The sequence below is a fragment of the Pseudomonas sp. 2822-17 genome, assembly GCF_002742485.1.
Taxonomy (GTDB): domain Bacteria; phylum Pseudomonadota; class Gammaproteobacteria; order Pseudomonadales; family Pseudomonadaceae; genus Aquipseudomonas; species Aquipseudomonas cyclaminis.
Genome location: NZ_LJRZ01000361.1, coordinates 80861 through 105786, shown reverse-complemented (window position 1 = coordinate 105786; position 24926 = coordinate 80861). Strand labels below are relative to the sequence as shown.

5 protein-coding genes are annotated in these 24926 nt (G+C 63.5%); 3 read left to right on the top strand and 2 right to left on the bottom strand.

Going from position 1 to position 24926, the window contains the following annotated elements; all coding sequences use genetic code 11:
• Nucleotides 1-21 precede the first annotated feature (21 nt).
• From AOA60_RS09665 to AOA60_RS09655, 3 genes are all read left to right on the top strand, one after another.
• The gene (locus AOA60_RS09665) at nt 22-1671 is read left to right on the top strand and encodes a cyclic peptide export ABC transporter (RefSeq protein WP_099584232.1); all 1650 of its coding nucleotides are present in this window, start codon (nt 22-24) and stop codon (nt 1669-1671) included.
• Nucleotides 1672-1803: 132 nt separating this feature from the next.
• Nucleotides 1804-10344: a non-ribosomal peptide synthetase gene (locus AOA60_RS09660; RefSeq protein ID WP_099584231.1), complete on the top strand. Its 8541-nt coding sequence runs from the start codon at nt 1804-1806 to the stop codon at nt 10342-10344.
• 61 nt (nt 10345-10405) lie between these two features.
• Complete coding sequence (locus tag AOA60_RS09655; protein WP_099584230.1) at nt 10406-11359, top strand: alpha/beta hydrolase; 954 nt, start codon at nt 10406-10408, stop codon at nt 11357-11359.
• A gap of 62 nt (nt 11360-11421) precedes the next feature.
• Here AOA60_RS09655 and AOA60_RS09650 read toward each other — a convergent pair whose 3' ends face one another.
• Together AOA60_RS09650 and AOA60_RS09645 are read right to left on the bottom strand one after the other, a co-directional pair.
• Nucleotides 11422-14601, bottom strand: a complete 3180-nt coding sequence (locus tag AOA60_RS09650) for a non-ribosomal peptide synthetase (RefSeq protein ID WP_099584229.1) — start codon at nt 14599-14601, stop codon at nt 11422-11424.
• Nucleotides 14598-24800, bottom strand: coding sequence for a non-ribosomal peptide synthetase (locus tag AOA60_RS09645; RefSeq protein ID WP_099584228.1), 10203 nt, complete (start codon nt 24798-24800; stop codon nt 14598-14600). Before AOA60_RS09645 ends, AOA60_RS09650 begins: the two co-directional genes overlap by 4 nt.
• Nucleotides 24801-24926: the final 126 nt, after the last annotated feature.

The following is a 24926-nucleotide window of genomic DNA, read 5'->3' as shown; positions in this document are numbered from 1 at the left end:
CGTCGCGACCGAGGTAGTTTCATGACTGCAAAACCGCGTAGCGCCCTCAGTGAACTCTTGAGCCTGCTCAAGCCGTATCGCTACACCGTCATCCTGTCGATTCTGTTCGGCATCCTCGGAGGCGTGAGCGTCACGGCCCTGCTTGCCACGGTCAACCAGGGCCTGCACAGCGAGTCCGGCCTCACCACCGCCGTGGTCCTGGCCTTCGCCGGCCTGTGCCTGCTCGCCCTGCTCAGCAGCATTGCCGCCGACATCGGCAGCAACTTCGTCGGGCAAAAAGTCATTGCCAGGCTGCGCAAGGACCTCGGCGCCAAGGTACTGTCAGCACCGATCGAACAGATCGAACGCTACCGCAGCCATCGCCTTATTCCGGTACTGACCCACGACGTCGACACCATCAGCGACTTCGCCTTCGCCTTTGCCCCGCTGGCCATTTCCATCACCGTTATCCTCGGCTGCCTGGGCTACCTGGCGAGCCTCTCGCTGCCGATCTTCATCATGACCCTGCTGGCCATCGGCATCGGCTCAGCCATCCAGTTCATCGCGCAAAGCAAAGGCATCAAAGGCTTCTACGCGGCGCGGGAAGCGGAAGACAACCTGCAAAAACACTACTCAGCCATCGCCGAGGGCGCCAAGGAACTGCGGATCCACCGCAAGCGCCGCCACGCCATGCTGACCCGCAACATCCAGGCCACCGCCGACCACATCTGCGACACCCACGTGCGCTCGATCAATATTTTCGTGATCGCCAAAAGCCTGGGTTCGATGCTGTTCTTCGTGGTCATCGGCCTGGCGCTGACCCTGCAATCGTTCTGGCCCAGCAACAACCCGGCGATGATGAGCGGCTTTGTCCTGGTACTGCTCTACATGAAAGGCCCGCTGGAGAACCTGATCGCCAACCTGCCGATTATCAGCCGCGCACAGATCGCCTTCCGCCGCATTGCCGACCTGTCCGAACGCTTCTCGTCGCCGGAACCGCACTTGCTGCTCGACGCCGATGAGAGCCGCATGCCACCCATGAAGCATCTGGAGTTGCGCGACGTGCAGTACGCGTTCCCGCCCGTGGAAGGCAGCGCGCCTTTCAAGCTGGGCCCGGTGAACCTGACCATCGAGCCTGGGGAAATCCTGTTTATCGTCGGTGAAAACGGCTGCGGCAAGACCACCCTGATCAAGTTGCTGCTGGGCCTGTATACCCCGCAGCAAGGTGAGATCCGCCTCAACGGCACAACGGTGGATGCCCACGGCCTGGACGATTACCGGCAGATGTTCACCACCATTTTTGCCGACTACTACCTGTTCGACGAACTGGTGCAAAGCGACAAGGCCCTGCCGGACGACGCAAACCAGTACCTGGAGCGCATGGAAATCGCGCACAAGGTCAGCATTCGCGATGGGGCGTTCACCACCACCGACCTCTCCACCGGGCAGCGCAAGCGCCTGGCGCTGATCAACGCCTGGCTCGACGAGCGTCCAGTGCTGGTCTTCGACGAATGGGCCGCCGACCAGGACCCGACCTTCCGCCGCGTGTTCTACACAGAGCTGCTGCCGGACCTCAAGCGCCTGGGCAAGACCATCATCGTGATCTCCCACGATGATCGTTATTTCGATATCGCCGACCAATTGGTGCGCATGGAAGCCGGGCGCGTCATCACCGAAAAAGCTTTCGCCTGACCTCACCCTCCGGCGAGCGCCCTGCCGCTCGCCGCTTGCCCGCCAAGTCCCACGTCACACCTAAATCTCGTCGGCCACGCTTCGTCTTTCTGACAACGCATATTTACGCAGCCGATGGCGACGAGACCAAACATGAACCCACTGAATCAACTCCCCGACGACGACTTGCTGGCTTTGTTGATGGCCGACGACGTCGGTTCAGAGAATTCCATCAAGGCTTCCCCCCATCGCGGCCCCACTCCCCTGTCCTTCGCCCAACAACGCCTGTGGTTCCTGCAACAGCTCTCGCCCGACAGCAGCGCCTACAACCTGCCCAACGCACTGCACCTGCGCGGCCCGTTGGATACACCGGCGCTCGGCGCAGCCTTGCAACAGGTCATCGACCGGCACGACGTGCTGAAAACCGCATTCCACACCGTTGATGATGAACCCCGGCAAGTGCTCGACCCGCAAGCCCGCATCCACTTGCGCGAAGAGGACCTGTCCGGCCTGGCACCACACGCCCGTACCGCCGCCGTCACTGAGCGCCTGGCCGCCGAGGCCGGTGCGCCGTTTGACCTGGCGCGTGCGCCGCTGATTCGCGCCACCCTGATCAAACTTGAGCGCGATGACCACATCCTGCTGTTGAACATGCACCACATCGCCTCGGACGCCTGGTCCAACCCGATCCTGATGCACGACCTGATCCAGGCTTACCAACGCGCCTGCCAGGGCGACACGACGCCGTTGGCGCGACCTGCCATCCAGTACGCCGACTACGCCCGCTGGCAGCGCGAGGAGTACCCGAACACGCCTGAACAACAGCGCGCCGCCGAGTATTGGACGGATTACCTGGGACGCGAGATTCCCACGCTGGACCTGCCTACCGAGTTCCCCCGCAATGCGGGACAACAGCACCGCGCCGGCAATCTCCAGCTGTCAGTGCCCTCAGCCCTGAGCCAACAGTTGCAAGGCTTCTGCCAGCAACAGGAGGTGACGCCGTTTATCGTGCTGCTGGGCACTTGGCAACTGCTGCTCAGCCGCTACAGCGGCCAGCAGGACTTCACTGTCGGCGTGCCAAATGCAGGCCGCAATCAGAGCGAGACCCAGGACCTGGTGGGGTTCTTCGTCAGCAGCCAGATCTACCGCACGCAACTCACCGACGACCTGACCACAGGCGCGTTTCTCCAAGCGTTGCGCCAGCAATCGCGGGCGGCCATGGAACATGCCGACTACCCGATTGAACTGATCATTGAGCACCTGCAACTGCAACGCAGCACACAGGCCAATCCGCTGTTCCAGACCCTGTTCAACTGGCGTGTGAGCCAGGAACAAACCGGCGCGCTGACGCTGGGTGAGTTGAGCCTGGCGTTCCTGCCGGTGGCGCAACATGAGGCCAAGTTCGACCTGTCGATGGACGTGGACTACGCGCCACAGCACATCACCGCGAGCATCGAGTACAGCACCGCATTGTTTGGCGCGGCGACGATTGAACGCCTGGGACGGCACTGGCTGCACTTGCTGCAAAGCCTCATTGCCGGCCCGCAACAGCGGCTGGCCGACCTGGCGATGCTGGACCACGCCGAGCAACAGCAGATCGTCAGCGCGTGGAACGCCACCACCACCCACTACCCGCTCGACCAAAGCGTCCAGCAATTGATCGAAGCCCAAGTGGCCGCCACGCCCGATGCCCCGGCATTGGTGTTCGGCGACCATCAACTGAGCTATCGCCAGCTCAACCAGCGCGCCAACCAACTCGCGCACAAGCTGATGGCCCTGGGCGTCGGCCCGGATGCACTGGTGGGCATTGCCACCGAGCGCAGCCTGGAGATGGTCATCGGCCTGCTCGCCGTGCTCAAGGCCGGCGGCGCCTATGTGCCGCTGGACCCGGAATACCCGCAAGACCGCCTGAGCTACATGATCGAAGACAGCGGTATTGGCCTGCTGCTGACCCAGCAACACCTGCTCACGCAGTTGCCGATCCCGGCCGCACTGCCGGTGCTGGCCCTCGATCAACTGGACGTCAGCGGCTATGCCGACACCAACCCGCAAGTCGCCGTTGACGGCGAAAACCTCGCCTACGTCATCTACACCTCAGGTTCCACCGGCAAGCCCAAAGGCGCCGGCAACCGGCATGCGGCCCTGACCAACCGGCTGTGCTGGATGCAGCAGGCCTATGCCTTGACCGCCGACGACACTGTGCTGCAAAAGACCCCGTTCAGCTTCGACGTGTCGGTGTGGGAGTTCTTCTGGCCGCTGATGACCGGCGCCCGTTTGGCCGTTGCCGGGCCTGGCGACCATCGCGATCCGGCGATCCTGGTCAGCCTGATTCAGCGTTACCAGGTCACGACCCTGCACTTCGTGCCGTCGATGCTGCAGGTGTTCCTGCTGGACGAGAACGTGGCCCAGTGCACCCACCTGACACGCATCGTGTGCAGCGGCGAAGCCTTGCCCGTGGATGCCCAGCAACAGGTGTTCGCCAAGTTGCCGAACGCCGGGCTGTTCAACCTCTACGGCCCTACCGAAGCCGCCATCGACGTGACCCACTGGACCTGCCGCGAAGAAGGCAAGGCCAGCGTGCCGATTGGCCAGCCGATCGCCAACCTCACCACCTACATCCTTGATGCCGAGCTGCAACCGGTGCCGGCCGGTGTCATCGGCGAGCTGTACCTGGGCGGCGAAGGCCTGGCCCGGGGTTACCACCGCCGCCCTGCCCTTACCGCCGAGCGCTTCATGACCAGCCCGTTCGGTGACGGCCAACGCTTGTATCGCACCGGCGACCTGGCCAGCTACCGTCCAGACGGCGTGATTGAATACCGGGGCCGTATCGACCACCAGGTAAAAATCCGTGGCCTGCGCATTGAGCTGGGGGAAATCGAAACCCGCCTGATGGAACTGGACTGCGTACGCGAAGCCGTGGTGATTGCGGCCGACGGCCAGTTAGTCGCCTACGCCGTGCCCACCGAAGCCAGTGACGCAGATGAACTGCGCAGCCACATCAAGCAACGCCTGGGCGAACACCTGCCCGACTACATGGTGCCTGCCCAGTTGATCTTCCTCGATCAACTGCCCCTGAGCCCCAACGGCAAACTGGACCGCAAGGCCCTGCCGAAACCCGATGCGAACCTGCTGCAAAAAACCTACGTGGCGCCACACAGCCCGCTGGAACAGCAGATCGCCGCGATCTGGCAAGACGTGCTGAAACTGGAACGCGTTGGCCTGAACGACAATTTCTTCGAACTGGGCGGTGATTCCATCATTTCCATCCAGGTGGTCAGCCGCGCCCGCCAGCAGGGCATCGGCTTTACACCCAAGGAACTATTCCAGCACCAGACCGTGCAAGGCCTGGCCAGCGTGGCCCGTATGGGCGCAAGTGCCCACGTGATCGACCAGGGCCCAGCCACGGGCCCGCTCACGTTGCTGCCGATTCACCAGGCATTTTTTGAAACGGCGATCCCAGAGCGCCATCACTGGAACCAGTCGGTACTGCTCCAACCTGCCCAGCCGCTGGTGGCCGAGGCACTGCAACAGGCGTTGCTCGCAGTGATTGAGCACCACGACGCCCTGCGTTTGAGCTTTGAGCAACACGCTGGCGACTGGAGCGCCCAGTACCGGCCAATGGCCGACTGGCAGTTGCAACAGGTAGACGCCAGCGTCGAGCAACTGCCGGACCTGTGCGATCAAGCCCAGGCCAGCCTCGACCTGCAACACGGCCCGCTGATCCGCGCCGTATTGATCCACGTGGCCGACGGCAGCCAGCGCCTGCTGTTGGTGATTCACCACCTGGCAGTGGATGGCGTGTCCTGGCGGATTCTCTTTGAAGACCTGCAAAACGCCTATCAACAGGTCAGCAACCAACAATCGGTGCAATTGCCGGCCCGCACCAGTTCGGTCAAGGCCTGGGCCGAGCGCCTGCAACACCGTGCGCAACACCCGACCGCCCAGAACGAATTGCACTACTGGCTGGCGCAACTCGATACCGACACGCCCGATCTGCCCTGCGAACGCCCCCATGGCAGCCTGGACAATCGCTACAGCCACACCCTGCATACCCACCTCGACGCCCGGCAGACCAGACAGTTGCTGCAACAGGCACCCAAGGCCTATCGCACGCAGATCAACGACCTGCTGCTGACGGCCCTGGCGCGTGTCATCAGCCGCTGGACCGGCGCCGCGCATTGCCTGGTGGAGCTGGAAGGCCATGGCCGCGAAGACCTGTTCGATGACATCGACCTGACTCGCACGGTGGGTTGGTTCACCAGCCTGTTCCCGGTCAAGCTGGTACCGGCCGGCACCCTTGGCGACTCCATCAAGCAGATCAAGGAACAGTTGCGGGCAATCCCCGACAAGGGCTTGGGCTATGGCGCCCTGCGCTACCTCGGCACGCCGCAGGCACGGGCCAGCCTCGGCGCCTTGCCGGCGCCACGCATCACCTTCAACTACCTGGGCCAGTTCGATGGCAGCTTCGATGCCAAACAGGGCTCGTTGCTGGCCCCCGCCGCCGAAGGCAGCGGCCGTGAGCAGGCGCCGGATGCGCCACTGGGCAACTGGCTGAGCCTCAATGGCCAGGTATACGGCGATGAACTGACCCTGGGCTGGCAATTCAGCCGTGAGATGTTCGACGAGGCGACCATTGCGCACCTGGCCGATGACCTCAAGCGCGAGTTGCTGGCCCTGATCGAGCACTGCTGCGACACCGCCAACATGGGGGTCACGCCGTCCGACTTTGCGCTGGCGCGTATCAGCCAGGCGCAACTGGACCGCCTGCCGGTGCCGTTGCCACAGCTCGAAGACCTCTACCCGTTGTCGGCGATGCAACAGGGCATGCTGTTCCACACCCTGGAAGCACCGGAAAGCGCACTGTACGTGAACCAGATGGCCGTCTCGGTCACCGGGCTGGACGTTGCGCGGTTCACCGCCGCCTGGAACGCCGTGATTGAGCGCCATGAAATCCTGCGTACCGGGTTCTGGGCCGACAACCAACTGACCGAACCGCTGCAAGTGGTCTACCGCGCGGCGAAGATGCCAGTCGACGTCCTCGACTGGCAGCAACGGGACGTCAGCGCCCAGGACCTGGAAGTACTCGCGAGCCAGGATTGCGCCCGTGGCTTCGAACTTCTGCATGCACCGCTCACACGCCTGACCCTGGTACAGCTCGACGCGCAGACGCACTACCTGATCTGGACCAGCCACCACATCCTCATGGACGGCTGGTCCAACTCGCGGCTGTTGGGTGAAGTCTTCGCGATCTACAACGGCCAGGCCGCACCGCCCAAACGCGGGCATTACCGCGATTACATCCGCTGGCTGCAAGATCAATCCCAAGCGGTACTGGAGCAGTTCTGGAAAACCAAGCTCCAGGACTTGAACGGCACCTCGTCCCTCGCCAACAGCCTGTCGCCCAAGCCGGCCATGGAGTTGGAAGGCCACGCGGCGCTGTATCTGAATTGGGATACGCGGCAAACCGCACACTTGCGTGAGCAGGCCCAACGCCTGCGCATCACGCCGAACACGCTGATCCAGGCCACTTGGTTACTGCTGTTGCAGCGCTATACCGGCCAGGACACCGTGTGCTTCGGCGCGACGGTCGCGGGTCGTCCGGCCAGCCTGCCAGGCTCAGAGGACATGCTCGGGCTGTTTATCAACACGTTGCCCATTATCCAGACCCCGCAACCGCATATGCCCGTCGCCCAATGGCTGCAAGCGTTGCAGGCCTATAACCTGGAAGTGCGCGACCACGAGCATGCGTCCCTGGCAGATGTACAACGCTGGTCGGGCCAAGGTGGCCAGCCGCTGTTTGACAGCATTCTGGTGTTTGAAAACTATCCGGTGGACGAGCGTCTGCAGGAAGCCGGGCAGGAACACCTGAGCTTCGGCGACGTCAGCAGCCGCGATGTGACCAACTTTGCCATGGACCTGGCGATCAACCTCGGCGACACCCTGAAGATCGAGTTCCTGTACCTGCGCAACCGCTTTACCGAGGCCGCCACCGCACAAATCCTGCGCAGCTTTGAAACCCTGCTGCTGGAACTGCTGAACAACGTCCAGGCCAACGTCGGCAGCCTCAACATGCTGGCAGGCCCCGAACAGCAATTGTTGCTGCAACGCAACCACCTGAACCCAGCCAAGGCGCCACGCGCGCACCTGGCACAGGTGATCCGGCAACACGCACTGGAACGGCCAGACGCAGTGGCGGTCGTGTGCGACGGTATCGCGTTGAGCTACGGCGAACTGGATGCGCGGGCCAACCGCCTGGCCCACTGCCTCATGGCCCAGGGCATCGGCCCGGAGATGTTCGTCGGCGTCGCTCTGGAGCGTTCGGTGGACGTCATTGTCGCGTTCTATGGCGTCATGAAAACCGGCGCCGCCTACGTGCCGCTGGACATCGACTACCCACAGGACCGCGTGCAGTGGATCGTCGAAGACTCTGCCATGAGCGTACTGATCAGCCAGCACTCGCTGCGGTCGCGCTTCGACGGCCTGGGCGAGGCGACCCTTATCGAGCTGGATCGCCTGCCGCTGTCGGACTGGCCGGCGACGTGCCCGGCAACCCAGGTGCACGACCATAACCTGGCCTATCTGATTTACACCTCGGGCTCCACCGGCAAGCCCAAGGGGGTGGCCGTGGCCCACGGGCAAATCCGCATGCATTGCCAGGCCATCGCCGAGCGTTACGAGATGGACAGCAGCACCCGTGAATTGCTGTTCATGTCATTCGCCTTCGACGGTGCCCAAGAGCGTTGGCTATCGACGCTGCAAAGCGGCGGATGCCTGGTCGTCAGGGGTAACCAGCTGTGGACACCGGAAGAAACCTGGCAGGCGCTGCACGCGCACAGCATCAGCATCGCGTGCTTCCCTCCGGCGTATCTGCAACAGCTGGCCGAGTACGGCGACAGCCAAACCGATGCACCACCGCCCGTGCGCATTTACTGCTTCGGCGGCGACGCGGTGGCAGAGGCCAACTTCGAGTTGGTCAAGCGCGTGCTCAAGCCGCAGTACCTGACCAACGGGTACGGCCCCACCGAAACCGTGGTGACCCCGCTGCTGTGGAAAGTGAGTGTCGATGAACGCTGCGACGCGGTGTACGCGCCGATCGGCACCCGCATCGGTGAACGTACCCTGTATGTGCTGGACGAACACCTCAACCCCCTGCCCGATGGTGTGGCGGGCGAGTTGTACATCGGCGGCGAAGGCGTTGCCCGTGGGTATCACCAGCGGCCCGGCCTGAGCGCCGAACGGTTTGTGGTTGACCCGTTCGCTGCCGACGGCACACGCCTGTATCGCACCGGGGATCTGGTGCGCCAGCGCCCCGACGGCGTGATCGACTACCTTGGCCGCCTGGACAACCAGGTGAAAATCCGTGGTTTCCGGATCGAGCTGGGAGAAATTGAGTCACGCCTGCGCGAGATCCCGGATGTGCAAGACGCCGTGGTAGTCGCCCGTGATACCGCCGGCGGCAAGCAACTGATCGGTTACGTGGTCGCCGACGCTTCGGCCGGGCTGGGCGAACGCCTGCGAGCGGCTTTGCAGGTGGAATTGCCCGACTACATGGTGCCGGCGCAAATCCTCGCGCTCCCAGCTTTCCCACTCAACCCCAACGGCAAGCTGGACCGCCTGGCCCTGCCCGACCCGGATTTCAAGGGCCGCGCCTTCGTTGCACCGCGCAATTCGTTGGAGGCACAACTGGCGGCGATCTGGCAGGAGGTGCTGGAACTGGAGAGCGTGGGCGTCACCGACAACTTCTTCGAATTGGGCGGCGACTCGCTGCGCATTCTCAAGGTGCTGTCGAAGGTGCGCAGCCAACCGGATATCGGCATCGAGCTGAAACTGCGGGACATGATCGGCAAGCCCACCATCGCTGAGTTGTCCGGGTTTGCCGAAGACGATGCGAGCCTCAATCCGCTGCTGCTGCTCAACAGTGAAACAACGCTCAGCGCGCCGCTGTTCTGCCTGCATGCCGGGTTTGGCACTGTGTTCGACTACGAGCCCCTGGCCCGTCGCCTGGATGGACAGCGCAGCGTCTACGGCCTGCAATGTCGCATGCTGCTGGACCGTCAGTGGAACGATGATTCGCTGGCGTCCATGGCCATCGATTACAGCCAGTACATCCGCCAGCAGCAAGCCAGCGGCCCTTACCACCTGATGGGCTGGTCGCTGGGTGGCACCCTTGCGGTGCTGGTGGCCCAGGAGCTGGAAAGCCAGGGCCAACGCGTGGAGTTTCTCGGCCTGGTGGACAGTTTTGTACCCACTGGCGAGGACGTCTTGAGTGACGACTGGAGCGAGGACCTGCGCGGGTTCCTCGCGGTACTGTTCGGCCTCTCGGCCGAGGAGTTGCCAACCTTTGAGGTCGGGGCGACGACGGACAGCGCGGCGCTGGAGCAGCTGATCGCGCAGGTCCAGGCAGGTGCTGCCGCCCGTTCGGCGTACGCCGCAATCAGCACCGAGGAGCTGGCTCACACCTTCCAGGTAGCGATGAAACTCAAGGCGTTGTCCACGCGCCTGGACGGCTTGCCGCCCACCCGGGCGCAAGCCCATTGCTGGTGGGCCAAGGCGATTGCCGGCCAGCCTGCATCGAACATGGCCAGCGCCCGGAGCAACGAACAGATCGCCGCCGGCCACTACGACATTCTCAACCACCCGACCCTGCTTCAGGGTCTGTTGCAGCACCTGGCGCTGCAACCAGTAGCCAGTTGAAACCGTCGCCGCCCATGATGGTCAGGGGCGGCGCTTCAGCCTATTTCACAAGGAACATGCAATGCCCCTGGACCCTGATCTCGAAGGTTTTCTGGAATTGGCACAGATGGGTCGCCTGACCGGTAAAAGCCAACCCATGCACGCACTGAGTGTTGAACAGGCACGGCGGGAGTTCGAACAGACTTCGGCCATTCTCGACCCCAGCCCGCCAGGGTCGGTGGTGGTCAGCCAACTGACGTTCACCGCCCGCGATGGCCATGCCTTGCCCGCCCGCCTATACCGGGCGCCGGGCACCGCGCAATTGCCGGTGATTGCGTATTTCCACGGCGGCGGTTATGTGGTGGGCAGCCTGGACTCCCACGACTCCATCTGCCGCAGGCTCGCGGCCAGCGGCGACTACGCGGTGTTCGCGCCCGCCTACCGTCTGGCGCCACAGGCGAGCTTCCCGACCGCTGTCAACGACAGCCTTGACGCCGCCAATTGGCTGGCCGAACAGGCTGGCAACCTGCAACTGGACAACAACCGGATTACCCTGGCAGGTGACAGTGTGGGGGCAACGCTGGCGACCGTCCTGGCGATCACCGCAGTGAAAGCGCCGCTGCAACTGGCGTTCAAACCCTGGGCCCAGTTGCTGTTTTACCCCGTCACCGATACCTCGCGGCAGCGTGATTCCCATCGCCAGTATGCCGAGGATTACCTGCTGGAAACGGCCACGCTGCAATGGTTCTACCACCACTATTGCCCGGATGCCCAACAGCGCCTCGACTGGCGGGTCTCGCCACTGCTGGCGCAGGGGCTGACAGCATTGGCCCCGGCCTATATCAGCCTGGCCCAATACGATCCGCTGTATGACGAAGGACAGGCTTACGCCCAGATGCTGGCGGCGAGCGGCACAGCGGTGAGCCTGCACGTAGAGTCGGGGTTGACCCATGACTTTCTGCGCATGAACGGTATTACCGGTGCGGTTGCGGGTATCTATGAAGGGGTGTTGAGCTGGTTGGGGGAACAGCGCTAAGCGCCACTTGAGCATTCCCGCCATTAACCAACGGGGCTGATTGCCAGCCCCGTTTTACATGCCTATCCCTGCTCCTTGCTCGCTTGCAACTGCTTGGCCTTCTCCACAAGCGCCGCTTTCTCTTCAGGGGTCATTGCATCCAGGCGCAAACGCGCCTGGGCGATTTTCTCCAACTGCCCCGCGACACTCTCACGCTCGCGCAGCACCCGCGCCAGTGCCGCCACGCTGGGGTGATCAAACACCACACCCGGATGAATCTCGCATTGCAGCAGTTTGCGGATACCTGCCACGAGCTTGATCACCAACAAGGAATGCCCGCCTGCGGCGAAAAAGTCCTCCTCGATGCTCAGCCGTTCCAAACCGACCAATTGGGCCATGCGCGTGGACAACAGCGTTTCGAGCGCATCCCGTGGCGCGACGTACAGCGTCTGGGAAACCACGGGTTGAGTGTGCTGCAGCGCCTTGCGGTCAACCTTGCCGTTTGGCAGGCGCGGCATGCGTTCAAGGCTCACAATCTGGCGTGGCACCATGGCCGCCGGGAGGTGCTGAGCCAGTTGGTTTTTCAATTGAGGCCCTGCGTCCTCTGCCGTCGCCGCACGCATGACCACGAACGCTTGCGGCTCCTCCTGCACCAGCACCACCACGGCCTCACTGACCTCGGGCAACCGCAGCAACTGCGCCTCTATCTCCGCCAGCTCAATGCGGAAACCCCGCACCTTGACCTGATGATCACGGCGGCCATACAACTGCACGCCACCCTCCACGCGGTAACGGGCCAGGTCTCCCGTGCGGTAAAGGCGCTCGCCGCCCACCAGTGGGCTATGGATAAACGCGTCTGCGTCAGCCTCGCCCTGCAAGTAGCCTCGGCACAGCTGTCGGCCACCGATGAACAACTCACCGAGTTCCCCCGTCGCCAGCAGTTGTGCGTCCGCACCGAGTACGAACACCTGGTTGCCGGCGAGCACCTGTGTCAGCGGCACGCCATGGGTCACGTCCTCAGCGGGGAGTAACGGATGCACCATCACCCCCACCGTCGCTTCGGTGGGGCCGTAATGGTTGAATACATGGCAGTCGGGCCGCAGCTGGCGAATGCGCTGCACCAGGCTTGCGCCGATGGCTTCACCGCCCAGTACCAGCGTGCCAGGTAATACGGCGGCATCAGCCTCAAGCAAGGCGGCCAGGTGTGAGGGCACGATTTTCAGGCAATCGATGCGGTTTTCCCGCAGGAACCCGGCGAAGCCCTGGGGATCTTGCAGGGTGAGGTCATCCGCGACGTGCAGGGTAGCGCCGTTGTACAGCGCGCCGAACAAGGTGGTGTTGCCGAGGTCCGCCGCTACCGTGGAACTGAAGGCAAAATCGCGGCAGGCGGACAGGCCCAATTGCTGACTGCTGCTCGCGACATAGCTGAGCAACGCGCCATGCTCGATCACCACGCCTTTGGGCTGGCCGGTGGAGCCAGAGGTGAAGAGCACATACGCGACATCATGGGCCTGCACGGATACCGCCGGGGCCACCGGCACATCCAGGGTCGCGGCACCCAGGTTGAGCAGCTTGAACGAGGTCAGCGGATCGTCCTGGTTCGGCGCGTGTGCCACCAGAATCAGGCTCGCGGCGGCGTGCCGTGCGATTTCAGCCTGGCGCGCCACTGGCCATTGCGGGTCCAGCGGCAGATAGGCTGCGCCCGCACGCCAGGTGGCGAGAATAGCGACGAACAGTTCTACCGAGCGCGGCAGCGCCAGGCCCACAATCGACCCAGCGCTCACACCCTGGCGCAGTAATTCGGCACTCAATTGCGCGGTGCGGGCGTCCAGTTCGGCGTAGCTGAGGGTCTGGCCCGCCGCGACCAACGCCACGGCATCCGGCGTCTGGCCAGCCCAAGCGGCAATACGTTGGGGCAACAGCTGCAGCGCCTGCATCCCCTGAACCGGCGGGTTCAGCGCCAGCAACCGGCTCTTTTCCTCGTTATCCAGCAGGTTCAGACGCGCAAGGGTTTCATCCGGTTTGTCGGCAATGCTGTGGAGCAACTGGCGCAGCTGGCCCAACAGCGTCTCGACGGCGTGCGCCGAATAGCGTGCGGGAGTGAAGTCCAGTGATAAACCTTGAGGTTCGCCCGACACGGCGATTTCCAGCTGCAGTGCCAACTCGAACTCAGGCAAACGGGCCGGCAGGTCGCTGCCCGCCCAGACCGTCCCGGCGACTTCAAGCGGTGCCGACACCAACCGATTGCCAAAACCGACCGCAGGCGCGGCCTGTTGGGGGAATGACAACGGTGCCCAGTATTCCTGCCAGGTGCGGTGCTGATCCAACTGTGCGGCAAGGGTGGTCACCAGCTCACGGAAAGTGCTGGCCGGATCAATACGAATCGCCAACGGCAGGGTTTTCTCGAACAGGCCCAGGCTGTGGCTGAAAAACTCATAGTCCTGGCGCGCATCATGCCGCCAGCCCGCCAGGAAAGAGTCGCGACCACTGATGCGTGCCAGCAGCACCCACCAGGCGGCGTGTATCAGCACGTCCAGCGGCAGCCCCGCCGTGCGCAGGCGGGCCAACAGCGATTGATCCAGTGGCACGCTCAAGCGTTCTGCCGGCAGGACTTCTGCGCAGGTCAGGCGATAGGGCAAGTCTGGCCCGTTGACCAGACTCTCGTGCCCTTGCAGGTACTGCTGCCAGTAAGCCTTGGCGGTGTCTGCGTCTTCGTCGAAGATCACCTCGCTGCGCCATTCCAGGTACTGGAAAAACTGCCCCGGTTCGTCCTCTTCAAACCCTTGCTGCCCATAAGCGGCCACCAACTCCTGCTGGATCAGGGCCAGGGTCCCGGCATCCGCGGCATAACGCGCCACGCCTATCAGCAGTTGCCAGTGGTCCGTTTCCAGGCGCTGTAACAACGCGCCGATCAGCGGCTGTTGCTGCTGCCACCACTGCTGTTGGCGTGCAACCACCTGTTGGGGCGACGCCACGTCGAGCCACTGGGTCAAGCTCACCGCTTCAGCCGGCGCGACCCGCTGGCGCAATCCGTGATAACCACTGACGGGCGCAAATTGCGCACTCAATGCTTCGTGGCGCACCGCCAGGCTGTCGAGCGCGCGTTGCAGGCGCACCGGGTCCAGTTCGCCGCGAATATCCAGTTTCACGCAGTGGCTCAGATCGCCCCAGCTCGTCCCCTGTTGCCGGGCGTCCAGATGCTGTTGCTGTTCGACCAGCAACGCCAGTCCCGCGTCCACGGTGCCCTGTTGTGCAGTACTCATGCTCCGGCCTCTTCCTTTTCGGTCTCGCTGTGCGCCACGTTCAGCGCGCTGCGTTCAATCATTTCGCCCATTGCCACGACAATCTTGCGCGGGCCTTCGAAAGGATCCCGCGCGTGAGCCGCCAGCATGTTGTCCAGCAGGATGACATCGCCCTTGTGCCAGTCGAACCGCACTGCGCAGGCTTCGTACAGCTCGCCCACCAGGGCCATGACCTCGTCTTCAATCGGCGAGCCATCGCCGTAGTACACGTGCCGGGGCATACGCTGCTCGCCGAACAGCGCCAGCAAGTCTTCGCGCACGTCCGGGTCCAGGCAGAAGATGTGATGCAACTGAACCTGGTTGAAGAAGGTTTTTTCCCCCGTCACCGGATGCCGGATGATCGCCGGGCACGGGGTGCGGATTTGCAGTTCATCGTTGTCCAGCCAGGTCCAGGCGATGCCCGCCGCCCGGCAACGCGCTTCGACGTCGGCACGCACGTCGGTCTTGAAGAAGTGCTGCCAGGAGACGTCCAGCTTGTCGGCAAAGGTGCGCACGTACAGCAACCCCTTGTCCTCGAAACGCTCGCGGATCGTCGCCGGCAACTTGAGGTACATCTGCCGGCAGTCCACCACCGGCGTGGCACCGCCGATTGGCGATGGCTGCTCGCAGAAGAACAGCTGCTTGCGCGGCCAGCGGTCCTGATGGGAGCTTTCGTTATGGAACAGGATCATTTTCTTTTCGGGGTACGGCGTGGACCGGTAGGTGTTCTTACCGCCCTCTTTTTTCGGCAAGTCGCCGTATTGGCCATAGAGGCCCGGCTGTACGGCTTCAGCAAACGCTTCGAAGTCATGAATATCGCGCAGGGCAAATCCACGGAACAGAACCCCCGCATGGCGGGCCAGTTTTTCTTCCACCAGGGCGCGGTTGTCCTTGATCCAGGCCACCAGGTCCAGGCCCGGATCGGTGGGCTCCATCAGCAATGGAAAATCCTGTCCGGGGACCAACAGCGATTCACGCATCAGCGCGCCGGCAGGCTTGTCGGTGCGACTCTGGGATTTTTTCAGGAACTTGCCCAGCTTGTCGGCCTTGATGGCTGGCGGTACGGGCGTCGTGGCGTGTTCAACAGTGTTGCTAGGCATGGTGATATCCCCTAATTGAATGTTCGGATCACACACAATCTGTTCAAGAATTCCCGTCCAGGCGTTGACGAAGGACTCGATGCGTTGTTGTTCAAACAGGTCGCTGGCGTACTGCCAGGTACCGTGCACGCCGCCTGCGTCCTCGTCGATGAACAGGGCCATATCGAACTTGGAGTAACCGCCACGAGTCGGCAGCACTTCAACCTCGATCCCGTCCATCCGGCCACCCTGCACCGGCAGGTTGTTCATGACGAACAGCACCTGTACCAGCGGGTTGAACCCCCGTTGGCGCGGGCGTGGCGAGGCCTCCACAATCATGTCGAAGGGCAGGTCCTGGTGATCGAAAGCGTCCAGCGCGGTGCCTTGGGTGTTAGCCAGGAAAGCGCTGAACGGTTGCAGCGGCGCAAAGGTCGAGCGCAGCGGCAGAATGTTCACGAAGAAACCGATCAGCCCTTCCAGCTCAGGCTGCTGGCGCCCGGCAACGTCGGCGCCGACCAGCACGTCATCGCTGCCGCTGAGGCGATGCAGCAGGATCTGGAACGCGGCCAGCATCGTGCTGTACAGCGTGACACCGGCACGCGCCGACAGCGCCTTGAGCCCTTCGTGCAAAGCCACGGGCAGCGTGAAGCCTAGGTCGCGACCTTCATGGGTCGGCGCCTGGGGGCGCGGCTGGTCGGTGGGCAATTGCAATACGCCGCTGTGCCCGGCCAGTGCCTGCTCCCAGTAACGCGCCTGCGCGGCCAGCACGCCGGTATGTTGCAGTTGGTGTTGCCAGAGGGCGTAATCGGAGTACTGGATCGGCAGCGTAGGCAGCGGCTCAACCACCCCCGCCTTCGCCCGGCCGTAGAAGCTCACCAGTTCATTGACCAGCACCGCCATCGACCAGCCATCGGAGATGATGTGGTGCATCGAATACAGCAGCACATGTTCGGTGGGGCCCAGCTTGAGCACCTGTCCACGCAACAAGGGCGCCTGCAACAGGCTGATGGATTGGCGGGTATTGGCTTCAACGGCGGTGGCGACCCGGCGCTGCTGCTCGGCCGGATCCAGAGACGACAAGTCCAATACCGGCAAGTCGACCTCCACGTGCGCGGCGATGACCGCCAGCGGATCACCCTCCTCGTCGGTGATGTAGGCCGTGCGCAGGGTTTCGTGGCGGGCAATCACCTGTGCCAGGCTGCTGATCAGCAGCGGCACCGACAACTCGCCGCGCAAGCGCACGGCCAGCGGCATGCCATAGGCGCCACTGGCCTGCGACAGCTGTTCCACTACCCATAGCCGGCGCTGCACCAGAGAAAGCATCGCGCTGGTTTTTTCGCCATGGGCCACTAACGGGCTGCGCGCCGGTGCCGCGTCCTGCCCGGTGCGCGTGGCCACTGCCGCGATAAAGTCTGCCAATCGCGGCGCACCAAACAGGTCGCGCAGGGTCAGGTCGCAGGCCAGCAGCGTCTTCAGGCGTGCAACCACTTGGGTGGCCAGCAGCGAATGCCCACCCAACTCAAAGAAGTGGTCGTCCAGCCCAACCTGCTCCAGCCCCAGCACGTTTTGCCAAACCTGCGCGACCTGGGTTTCCAGGGCCGTTCGGGGTGCCACATAGTGTTTTTGCCGTTGGCTGACATCCGGTTTTGGCAAGGCTTTTCGGTCGAGCTTGCCGTTGGGGCTCAGAGGCAACAGGTCGATCAGCATCAGGAAACTCGGCACCATGTAGTCCGGCAAGGACTGACGCAAAGCCGCCGTCAAGGCTTGCGCCTCCAGGGCATTCGACTGGGGCACGACATAGGCGACCAACTGCGCACCGGTTGGCCCGTCCAACGCAATCACAGCCGCCTCGCGCACCTGGGGCATGGCTTGCAGACAGGCTTCGATTTCCCCCATCTCGATCCGGAACCCACGGATCTTCACTTGATGGTCAATGCGGCCCACGTACTCCAGGGCCGCGTTGTCGTTGTAGCGAGCCAGGTCGCCGCTGCGGTAGAGCCGCGATCCCGGCACGCCGGAGAACGGGTCCGGCAGGAAGCGTTCGGCGGTCAGCGCCGGACGATCGAAGTAGCCCTGGGCCAAGCCCGCCGCAGCACCGATGCACAGCTCGCCGACGCCGCAGGTGGGCAGCAATTCAAATCCGCTGTCCAGCACGTACAGCGAGCGCCCGTCGATAGCCCGCCCGATCGGCATGCCGAAGGCGTCATTGGCATCTGCAAGCTGGCATTCATGCACGCTGGAGACCACGGTGGCCTCGGTCGGGCCATAAGTGTTCACCAAACGAATATTGCCCAACCCGGCCTCGTGCCAGGCACGTACGCCCTCCACGGCCATGGATTCGCCGCCGACATGCACTTGGCGCAGGTTGCCCAGGGTGCGGCCATCGACAGCGCATTCCTTGGCCAGCAAGTACCAATAGGCCGCGGGCAGGTCGGCCAGGGTCACGCCCTGCTCGACGATTTCCCGCGCCAGCAACCCGGCGTCCCACAGCTCATCGCCGCGCATGATCAGCGCCGCGCCGACGCACAGCGGCGGATAGCATTGCTCGACAAACCCGTCGAAGCTGAACGTCGCAAATTGCAGCACGCGGTCGGCCGGCGTCAGCGCACTGTAATCCGCCGCTGTGTCGCAGAACTGATCGAGTGCAGCATGATCGATGGCCACACCCTTGGGTTGGCCGGTGGAGCCGGAGGTGTAGATCACATAGGCGAGGTCGGCGGCGGTGGCGTGGTTGGCTGGGTTGGTCGACGGGTAACCCGCCAGCTCTTGACCCTGAGCGCTGAAATCCACACGTTTGAGCCCATGGGGCAATGGCAGCTCTGCCAGCAACCCGGTCTCGCTGAGCAATAGGTTCAGACGGCTGTCTGCCAGCATGTAGCTGAGGCGCTCGGCGGGGTAATTGGGGTCCAGCGGCACGTAGGCCGCGCCGCTTTTTAGCACCGCCAGCAGGCTGACGATCAACTGCGGGCCACGGCGGGAAACCAGGCCTACGCGCTGGCCCGGGCCCACGCCCTGCTCCAGCAGGCGGTGAGCCAGGCGGTTGGCCCGCTGATTGAGCTGGGCATAGCTCAAGCGTTCACTGCCTGCCTGCACCGCCAGCGCATCCGGGGTGGCCTGGGCCTGGGCGGCGATGCGTTCATGCACGCGCACCTGGCGCCGGGGCGTGCCAGGGGATTGGCTGATGGCGAGCAGCGAAGCCTGCGTGCTGCTGTCCAGCAATTGCAGGTTGCCCAGTGGCACCTCGGTATCCGCCACCAGTTGCACCAGCAGGTGCTGCAGATTGGCGCTCAATTGCGCGACCTGTTGCTCGGTGAACCGCGCCCGGTCGTAGCTGAACTCCAGGCGCAAGCCGGTCCCCAGCTCGATGCCCAGGGTCAACGGGTAGTGGGTGCGCTCATGGTTATGCATCTTGCCGAAGGTCAGGCCTGCCGGCGCGCCTTGCTTGAGCGCTTGCGCCACCGGGAAGTTTTCAAACACCAGCAAGGTGTCGAACAGTGCGCCACCGGGTTGACCGGCCCAGCCCTGGATGTCGTAAAGCGGTACGTGTTCATGGTCGCGCAGGCTGAGATTCAGCGCTTGCAGCTCAGCGAGCCAAGTGGCGGCGGACTGGGCCGGCGAGGCCGCGCTGATGATCGGCAGTGTGTTGATAAACAGGCCCAGTTGCTGCTCGATACCCGGCAACGGCGCCGAACGTCCGGCAACAGTGGCACCGAAGGCCACGCAATCCTGACCGGTGTAGCGTTGCAGCAAGAGGCTCCAGGCGCCTTGCAGGAGGGTGTTGAGGGTGACTTTGTGCTGGCGTGCGCAATCGCCGAGTGCACGGGTGAACTGGCTATCCAGGGTGGTGTGATGGTCAGCCATGCCCGCCCCTTCGACCGGCACGCGCAGTGCTTCAGCCAGCAGGGTTGGGGCTTGCAACGGTGCCAGGGCTTCCCTCCAGAACACTTCACCCGAGGCTTGCTGCTGCAGCCAACCCAGGTAATCGCGGAACTGTCCCAACGGCACGGGCAAAACGTGGCCTGCATAGTCGGCAATGACTTCGCCAAGCAACTGGGCATTGCTCCAGCCATCCATCAGGATGTGATGGCTGGTGAAAATCATGTGCCAGCCCGTACCGGCACCGCGCACCAACATCAGGCGAAACAGGGGCGCCGTGTTCAACTCAAAACCGCGCTGACGCTCGGCATCGGCCAAGGCGTCGAGGTCAGGATGCGCGGCTTCGATCACTTGCAACTGCAAATCGACCTGGCGCTGGATCACTTGATGGGCGCTGTCCAAGCCGAGCCAGTGAAAGCTGCTGCGCAAAATGTCATGCCGGTCCAACGCTGCCTGCCAGGCACGACCGAAGCTCAGCAGATCAAGGCCTTCAATATCCAGGCGCAACTGGTTGATATAGGCCTGGACCTCAGGCTCGTACAGGGTGTGGAACAGCATGCCTTGCTGCATGGGCGACAGCGGGTAGATATCGGCGATGGCCGGGCCGGCCACGGGCAAATCATCCAATTGCTGCTGGGTCAGGGTTGCCAGCGCAAAGTCCGACGGCGTCACCTGCCCGGCGGGCGTTTCGCAGCAGTGCTGGATCAAGGCGGTGAGTTCGGCGGCGTAATCATCCGCCAGGCGCTGGATGCTCGACGCCTGGAACATCTCGCGGCTGAACCCCCATTGCAGCGCCAGTTCGCCGCCATAGACCTGCCCTTCCACCGTCAACCAGTTGGCCAACGGCGCTTCGGGGTCCTGGGCCTGGCCGCTGCCCTGAGTGGCGGGCACGAACAACGCGGACTCATTGAACTGGCGATCGAACTGACCGAGGTAGTTGAACGTGATACGCGGCGCGGCCAGGCCCGAAAGGGCTTCACGCACGTGAGGCGCAGCCAGATAGCGCAGCAGGCCGTAGCCCAGCCCCTTGTCGGGCACGGCACGCAGTTGCTCCTTGACCGACTTGATCGCGCTCGACAGCTCGCCGTCCGCCTGCAGACGTACAGGGAACAGGCTGGTAAACCAACCCACCGTGCGGGTCAGGTCGACGGCGTCGAACAGGTCTTCACGCCCATGGCCTTCCAGCTGGATCAGCGCCCCAGCCTGCCCGCTCCAACGGCTGACTACCCGCGCCAACGCCGTCAGCAACAGGTCGTTGACCTGAGTGCGATAAGCCGCCGGCGCATCTTGCAGCAAATGACGGGTTTGCTCGGCGCTGAGGCGGGTTTCAATCTTGCAGCCCAAGCGGTTTTGCAGCCCGCCACGGGGGTTGTCGCACGGCAACTCGGCGTCGATGGACTGCGCCTGCCAGTAAGGCAGTTGTTCGCCGAGGGTTTGCGCGTGGTCGTGCAGTTGGTGCGCCCAGGTTTGATAGGCGCTGGTCTTGGCCGGCAACGTTGCCTGGCGGTAAGCCTGTTGCAGGTCTTCCAGCAGGATGCGCCATGAAACCCCATCCACCACCAGGTGATGCACCACCAGCAGCAAGCGCTGGGTGCCATCGGCCATGGTGACGAGGGCGGCGCGCAGCAGCGGGCCTTGCGTCAGGTCGAGGCTGCGCTGGGCTTCGTCGCATAGCGCTGCCAGTTGCGTATCGTCGGCGGCATGAGAGTGCCACAGCGCAGGCTCGGAGACGGGCGCAGCGTGGGTTTGCTGCCAGCCATCGGGACGTTGCACAAAGCGCAGGCGCAGGGCGTCATGGTGGTTAATCAGCTGCGTCAGCGCCGCTTCAAGGCGCACCGAGTCCAGGGCCTCGCGTGGGGTCAGCAACAAGGATTGGTTCCAATGGTGGCGCGCCGGGATCGCCTCGGCGAAAAAGTCGTGCTGTACCGGCGTCAGGATAACCTCGCCGCTGACCGGCCCTTGGTCGATAACGCTGGCCTGCTCAAAGGTGGCGACCAGCGCCAGGCTGCGCACGCTCTGGTACTGGAACAGGTCGCGCGGGCTGAGACGAATCCCCGCCTGGCGCGCACGGCTGACCACCTGGATAGAGATGATCGAATCGCCGCCCAGCTCGAAAAAGTTGTCGTCCAGACCGACCTGCTCCGCGCCAAGCACATCGACCCAGATTGCTGACAGGGCTTTTTGCAGGGCGTTTTCCGGGGCGCTGTACGCCTGCTGCGGCGCAACGTCCGGCAGCGGCAGCGCTTTACGGTCGAGCTTGCCGTTGGCGGTCACCGGCAGCTTGGCCAGGTGCATCATGTGGGTAGGCACCATGTATTCCGGCAGGCTGCTGAGCAGCCAGGCCTTGAGGTCGGTCGGCGCTTCGCCTTCCAGCACCAGGTAGGCCACCAACTGCTTGCCGCCCTGCACCAGCACTACTGCCTCACGCACGCCTGGGTGTTGCATCAGGCGCGTCTCGATTTCTCCCAACTCGATGCGCAGGCCGCGCAGCTTGACCTGATGGTCGAGGCGACCGAGGTAGTCAATCACACCATCGTCACGCTGGCGCACGCGGTCGCCGGTACGGTACAGACGCGCACCATCACCGAAAGGGCTGGGCACAAAACGCTCGGCGGTCAGCGCCGGACGGCAGTGGTAACTGCGGGCCAGGCCGGTGCCGCCCAGGTACAGCTCGCCGGACACGCCGGCGGGCACCGGGTTGAGCTGCGCATCGAGCACATAGGTGCCGAGGTTGGCGATTGGGCGGCCAATAGGTACGGCGTCACGGCCTTCGTCGACGCAGGTCCAGTGGGTCACGTCAATGGCCGCTTCGGTCGGGCCATAGAGGTTGAACAACCCTGCCAGGGGCAGTTTGGCGAAGACTTGCAGTTGCGCATCCAGTGGCAAGGCTTCGCCGCTGCACACGATGCGCTTGAGGCTGTTGCAGCCCTGTACGCCCGGCTCATGGATAAACGCCTGGAGCATGGAGGGGACGAAGTGCAAGGTGGTGATGCCGTGCTGGCCGATGGTCTCGATCAGACGCGCCGGCTCGCGATGTTCGCCAGGGGCCGCGACCACCAGGCGTGCACCGGTCATCAGCGGCCAGAAGAACTCCCAGACCGAGACGTCAAAGCTGAACGGGGTTTTCTGCAGTACCGCATCGCTGGCGTCGAGGCCATAGGCTTGCTGCATCCAGCACAGACGGTTGACCAGCGCACGGTGGCTGTTACCGGCGCCCTTGGGCTTGCCGGTGGAACCGGAGGTGTAGATCACATAGGCCAGGTTCAGCCCGTGGATGGCGACTGCGGGCGAGGCGCTGCTGTAGCCGTCAAGCCAGCCGGGTGCATGATCCAGGGCGATCACCTGAATGCCGTCAGTGGGCAGCGACGGCAACAGGCTGTGCTGGCTGAGCAGCAGTTGGATGCCGCTGTCTTCGATCATGTAGGCCAGGCGTTCCTGGGGGTATTCGGGGTCAAGCGGCACATAGGCGCCGCCGGCCTTGAGAATGGCCAGCAGACCAATGACCATTTCCACGGAACGCTCGACGCAGATTCCCACCAACACATCGGGGCCAACCCCCTGTTCGCGCAAGGCATGGGCCAATTGGTTGGCGCGGGCGTCAAGCTCGCCGTAGGTCAAGGAGACAGCGCCGAAGGCCAGCGCCGGAGCATCGGGCGTGGCCTGGACCTGATCTTCGATCAGTTGATGAATACCGCGCTCGGTCGGGTACGCCTGCGCGGTCTGGTTCCAGGCCTGCACCATGACCTGCTGCTCTTCGGCAGCCAGCATCGGCAACTCGCCGATGCGCTGCTCGCCATCGGCAACCATGGCCTGCAACAGGCTGATCCAGTGCCGGGACATACGCGCGATGGACGGCGCGTCGAACAGGTCGTTGGCGTAGGTCAATGCGGCGTGCAGCGTGCCGGATTTCTCATAAGTATCGAGAGTCAGGTCGAACTGGGTGGTGCGACCTTGCCACTCCACCAACGCGAGTTCCAGGCCGGAGGCGGTACTGACGGAGGCGATGTCGGCCACCACCGGCTGGTGGTTGTACATCACTTGGAACAGCGGGGTATGGCTGAGGCTGCGCTCGACTTTGAGGGCTTCCACCAGGCGCTCGAATGGCAGCTCCTGATGGGCCTGGGCGCCGAGGGCGTGCTCCTTGATGCCTTGCAGCAACTCGGCAACGCGGGTTTGCCCGGTCAGCTCGGTACGCAGGACCTGGGTATTGACGAAAAAACCGATCAGCCCTTCGACTTCACCACGGTTACGGTTGGCAATCGGCACGCCGATGCGAATATCGCCCTGGCCGGTGTAACGATGCAGCAGCACATTGAAGGCACCGAGCAACAGCATGAACAGCGTGACGTTGTGCTTTTGCGCGCAGGCACGCAATTGGGCGGCCAGTGCCGGCTCAATCGCGAAGTTATGGCGGGTGCCCTGGTAACTGGGCATGGCCGGGCGCGGGTGGTCCGTCGGCAGTTCCAGCACCGGGTGCTCATCGCCCAGGCGCGCCTGCCAGTACGCCAATTGACGGGCCTGCTCCCCCGCTTCCAGCCAGCGGCGTTGCCACAGGGCGTAATCGCTGTATTGAATCGGCAGTGCCGGCAATTGTGGAGTTTCGTTGCGCTCATGGGCGTCGTAGCAGCGGATGAACTCTTCGATCAGCACGTTCATCGACCAACCGTCGGAGACGATGTGGTGCAGGGTCAGCAGCAGCACGTGCTCCTGCGCGTCCAACTTGAGCAATTGCACACGCAGCAGCGGGCCATGCTCCAGATCGAAAGGCAGCACCGATTGACGGGTCGCTGCGTCATTGACTGCCTGCTCACGTGCGTGCGGTGCCAAATCACTGAAATCCACGACGTCAACCGCCAGCATCGGCTCCGCTGCCACTTGCAACAGACGCTCATCCGCTTGGCGCTGGAACACTGTACGCAGGGTTTCATGCCGCGCCACCAGGCTGGCGAACGCCTGCTCCAGCGCTTTCAGGTTCAGTGCGCCCTTGAGGCGCACCGCACCGGGCAGGTTGTAGGCACCGCTGGCAGGGTCCAACTGCCAGAGAAACCACATGCGCTGCTGCGCATAGGACAACGCCTGGCGATCCTCGGCATCCACTCCTGCCGGTATCGGAAACCGGGAGAAATCCACCCCTTCTTTCTGCAGTGCCTGCAGGAACAGCTGGCGTTTTTCCAGGGGCAACCCGATAAACCGGCGAGCAAGTTTCAAGGAGTCTTCAGCATTCATTTGTTGGAGTCCGGAGCAATAGGCAGGAAGCACAAAGGCACGTCGTCCCTATAAAACGAACCGCGGAGGGAAAAATTAGCTGCGGGTGGAGGGGCTGGAGCGCGGTGTCATCAAGGGTTACATCAA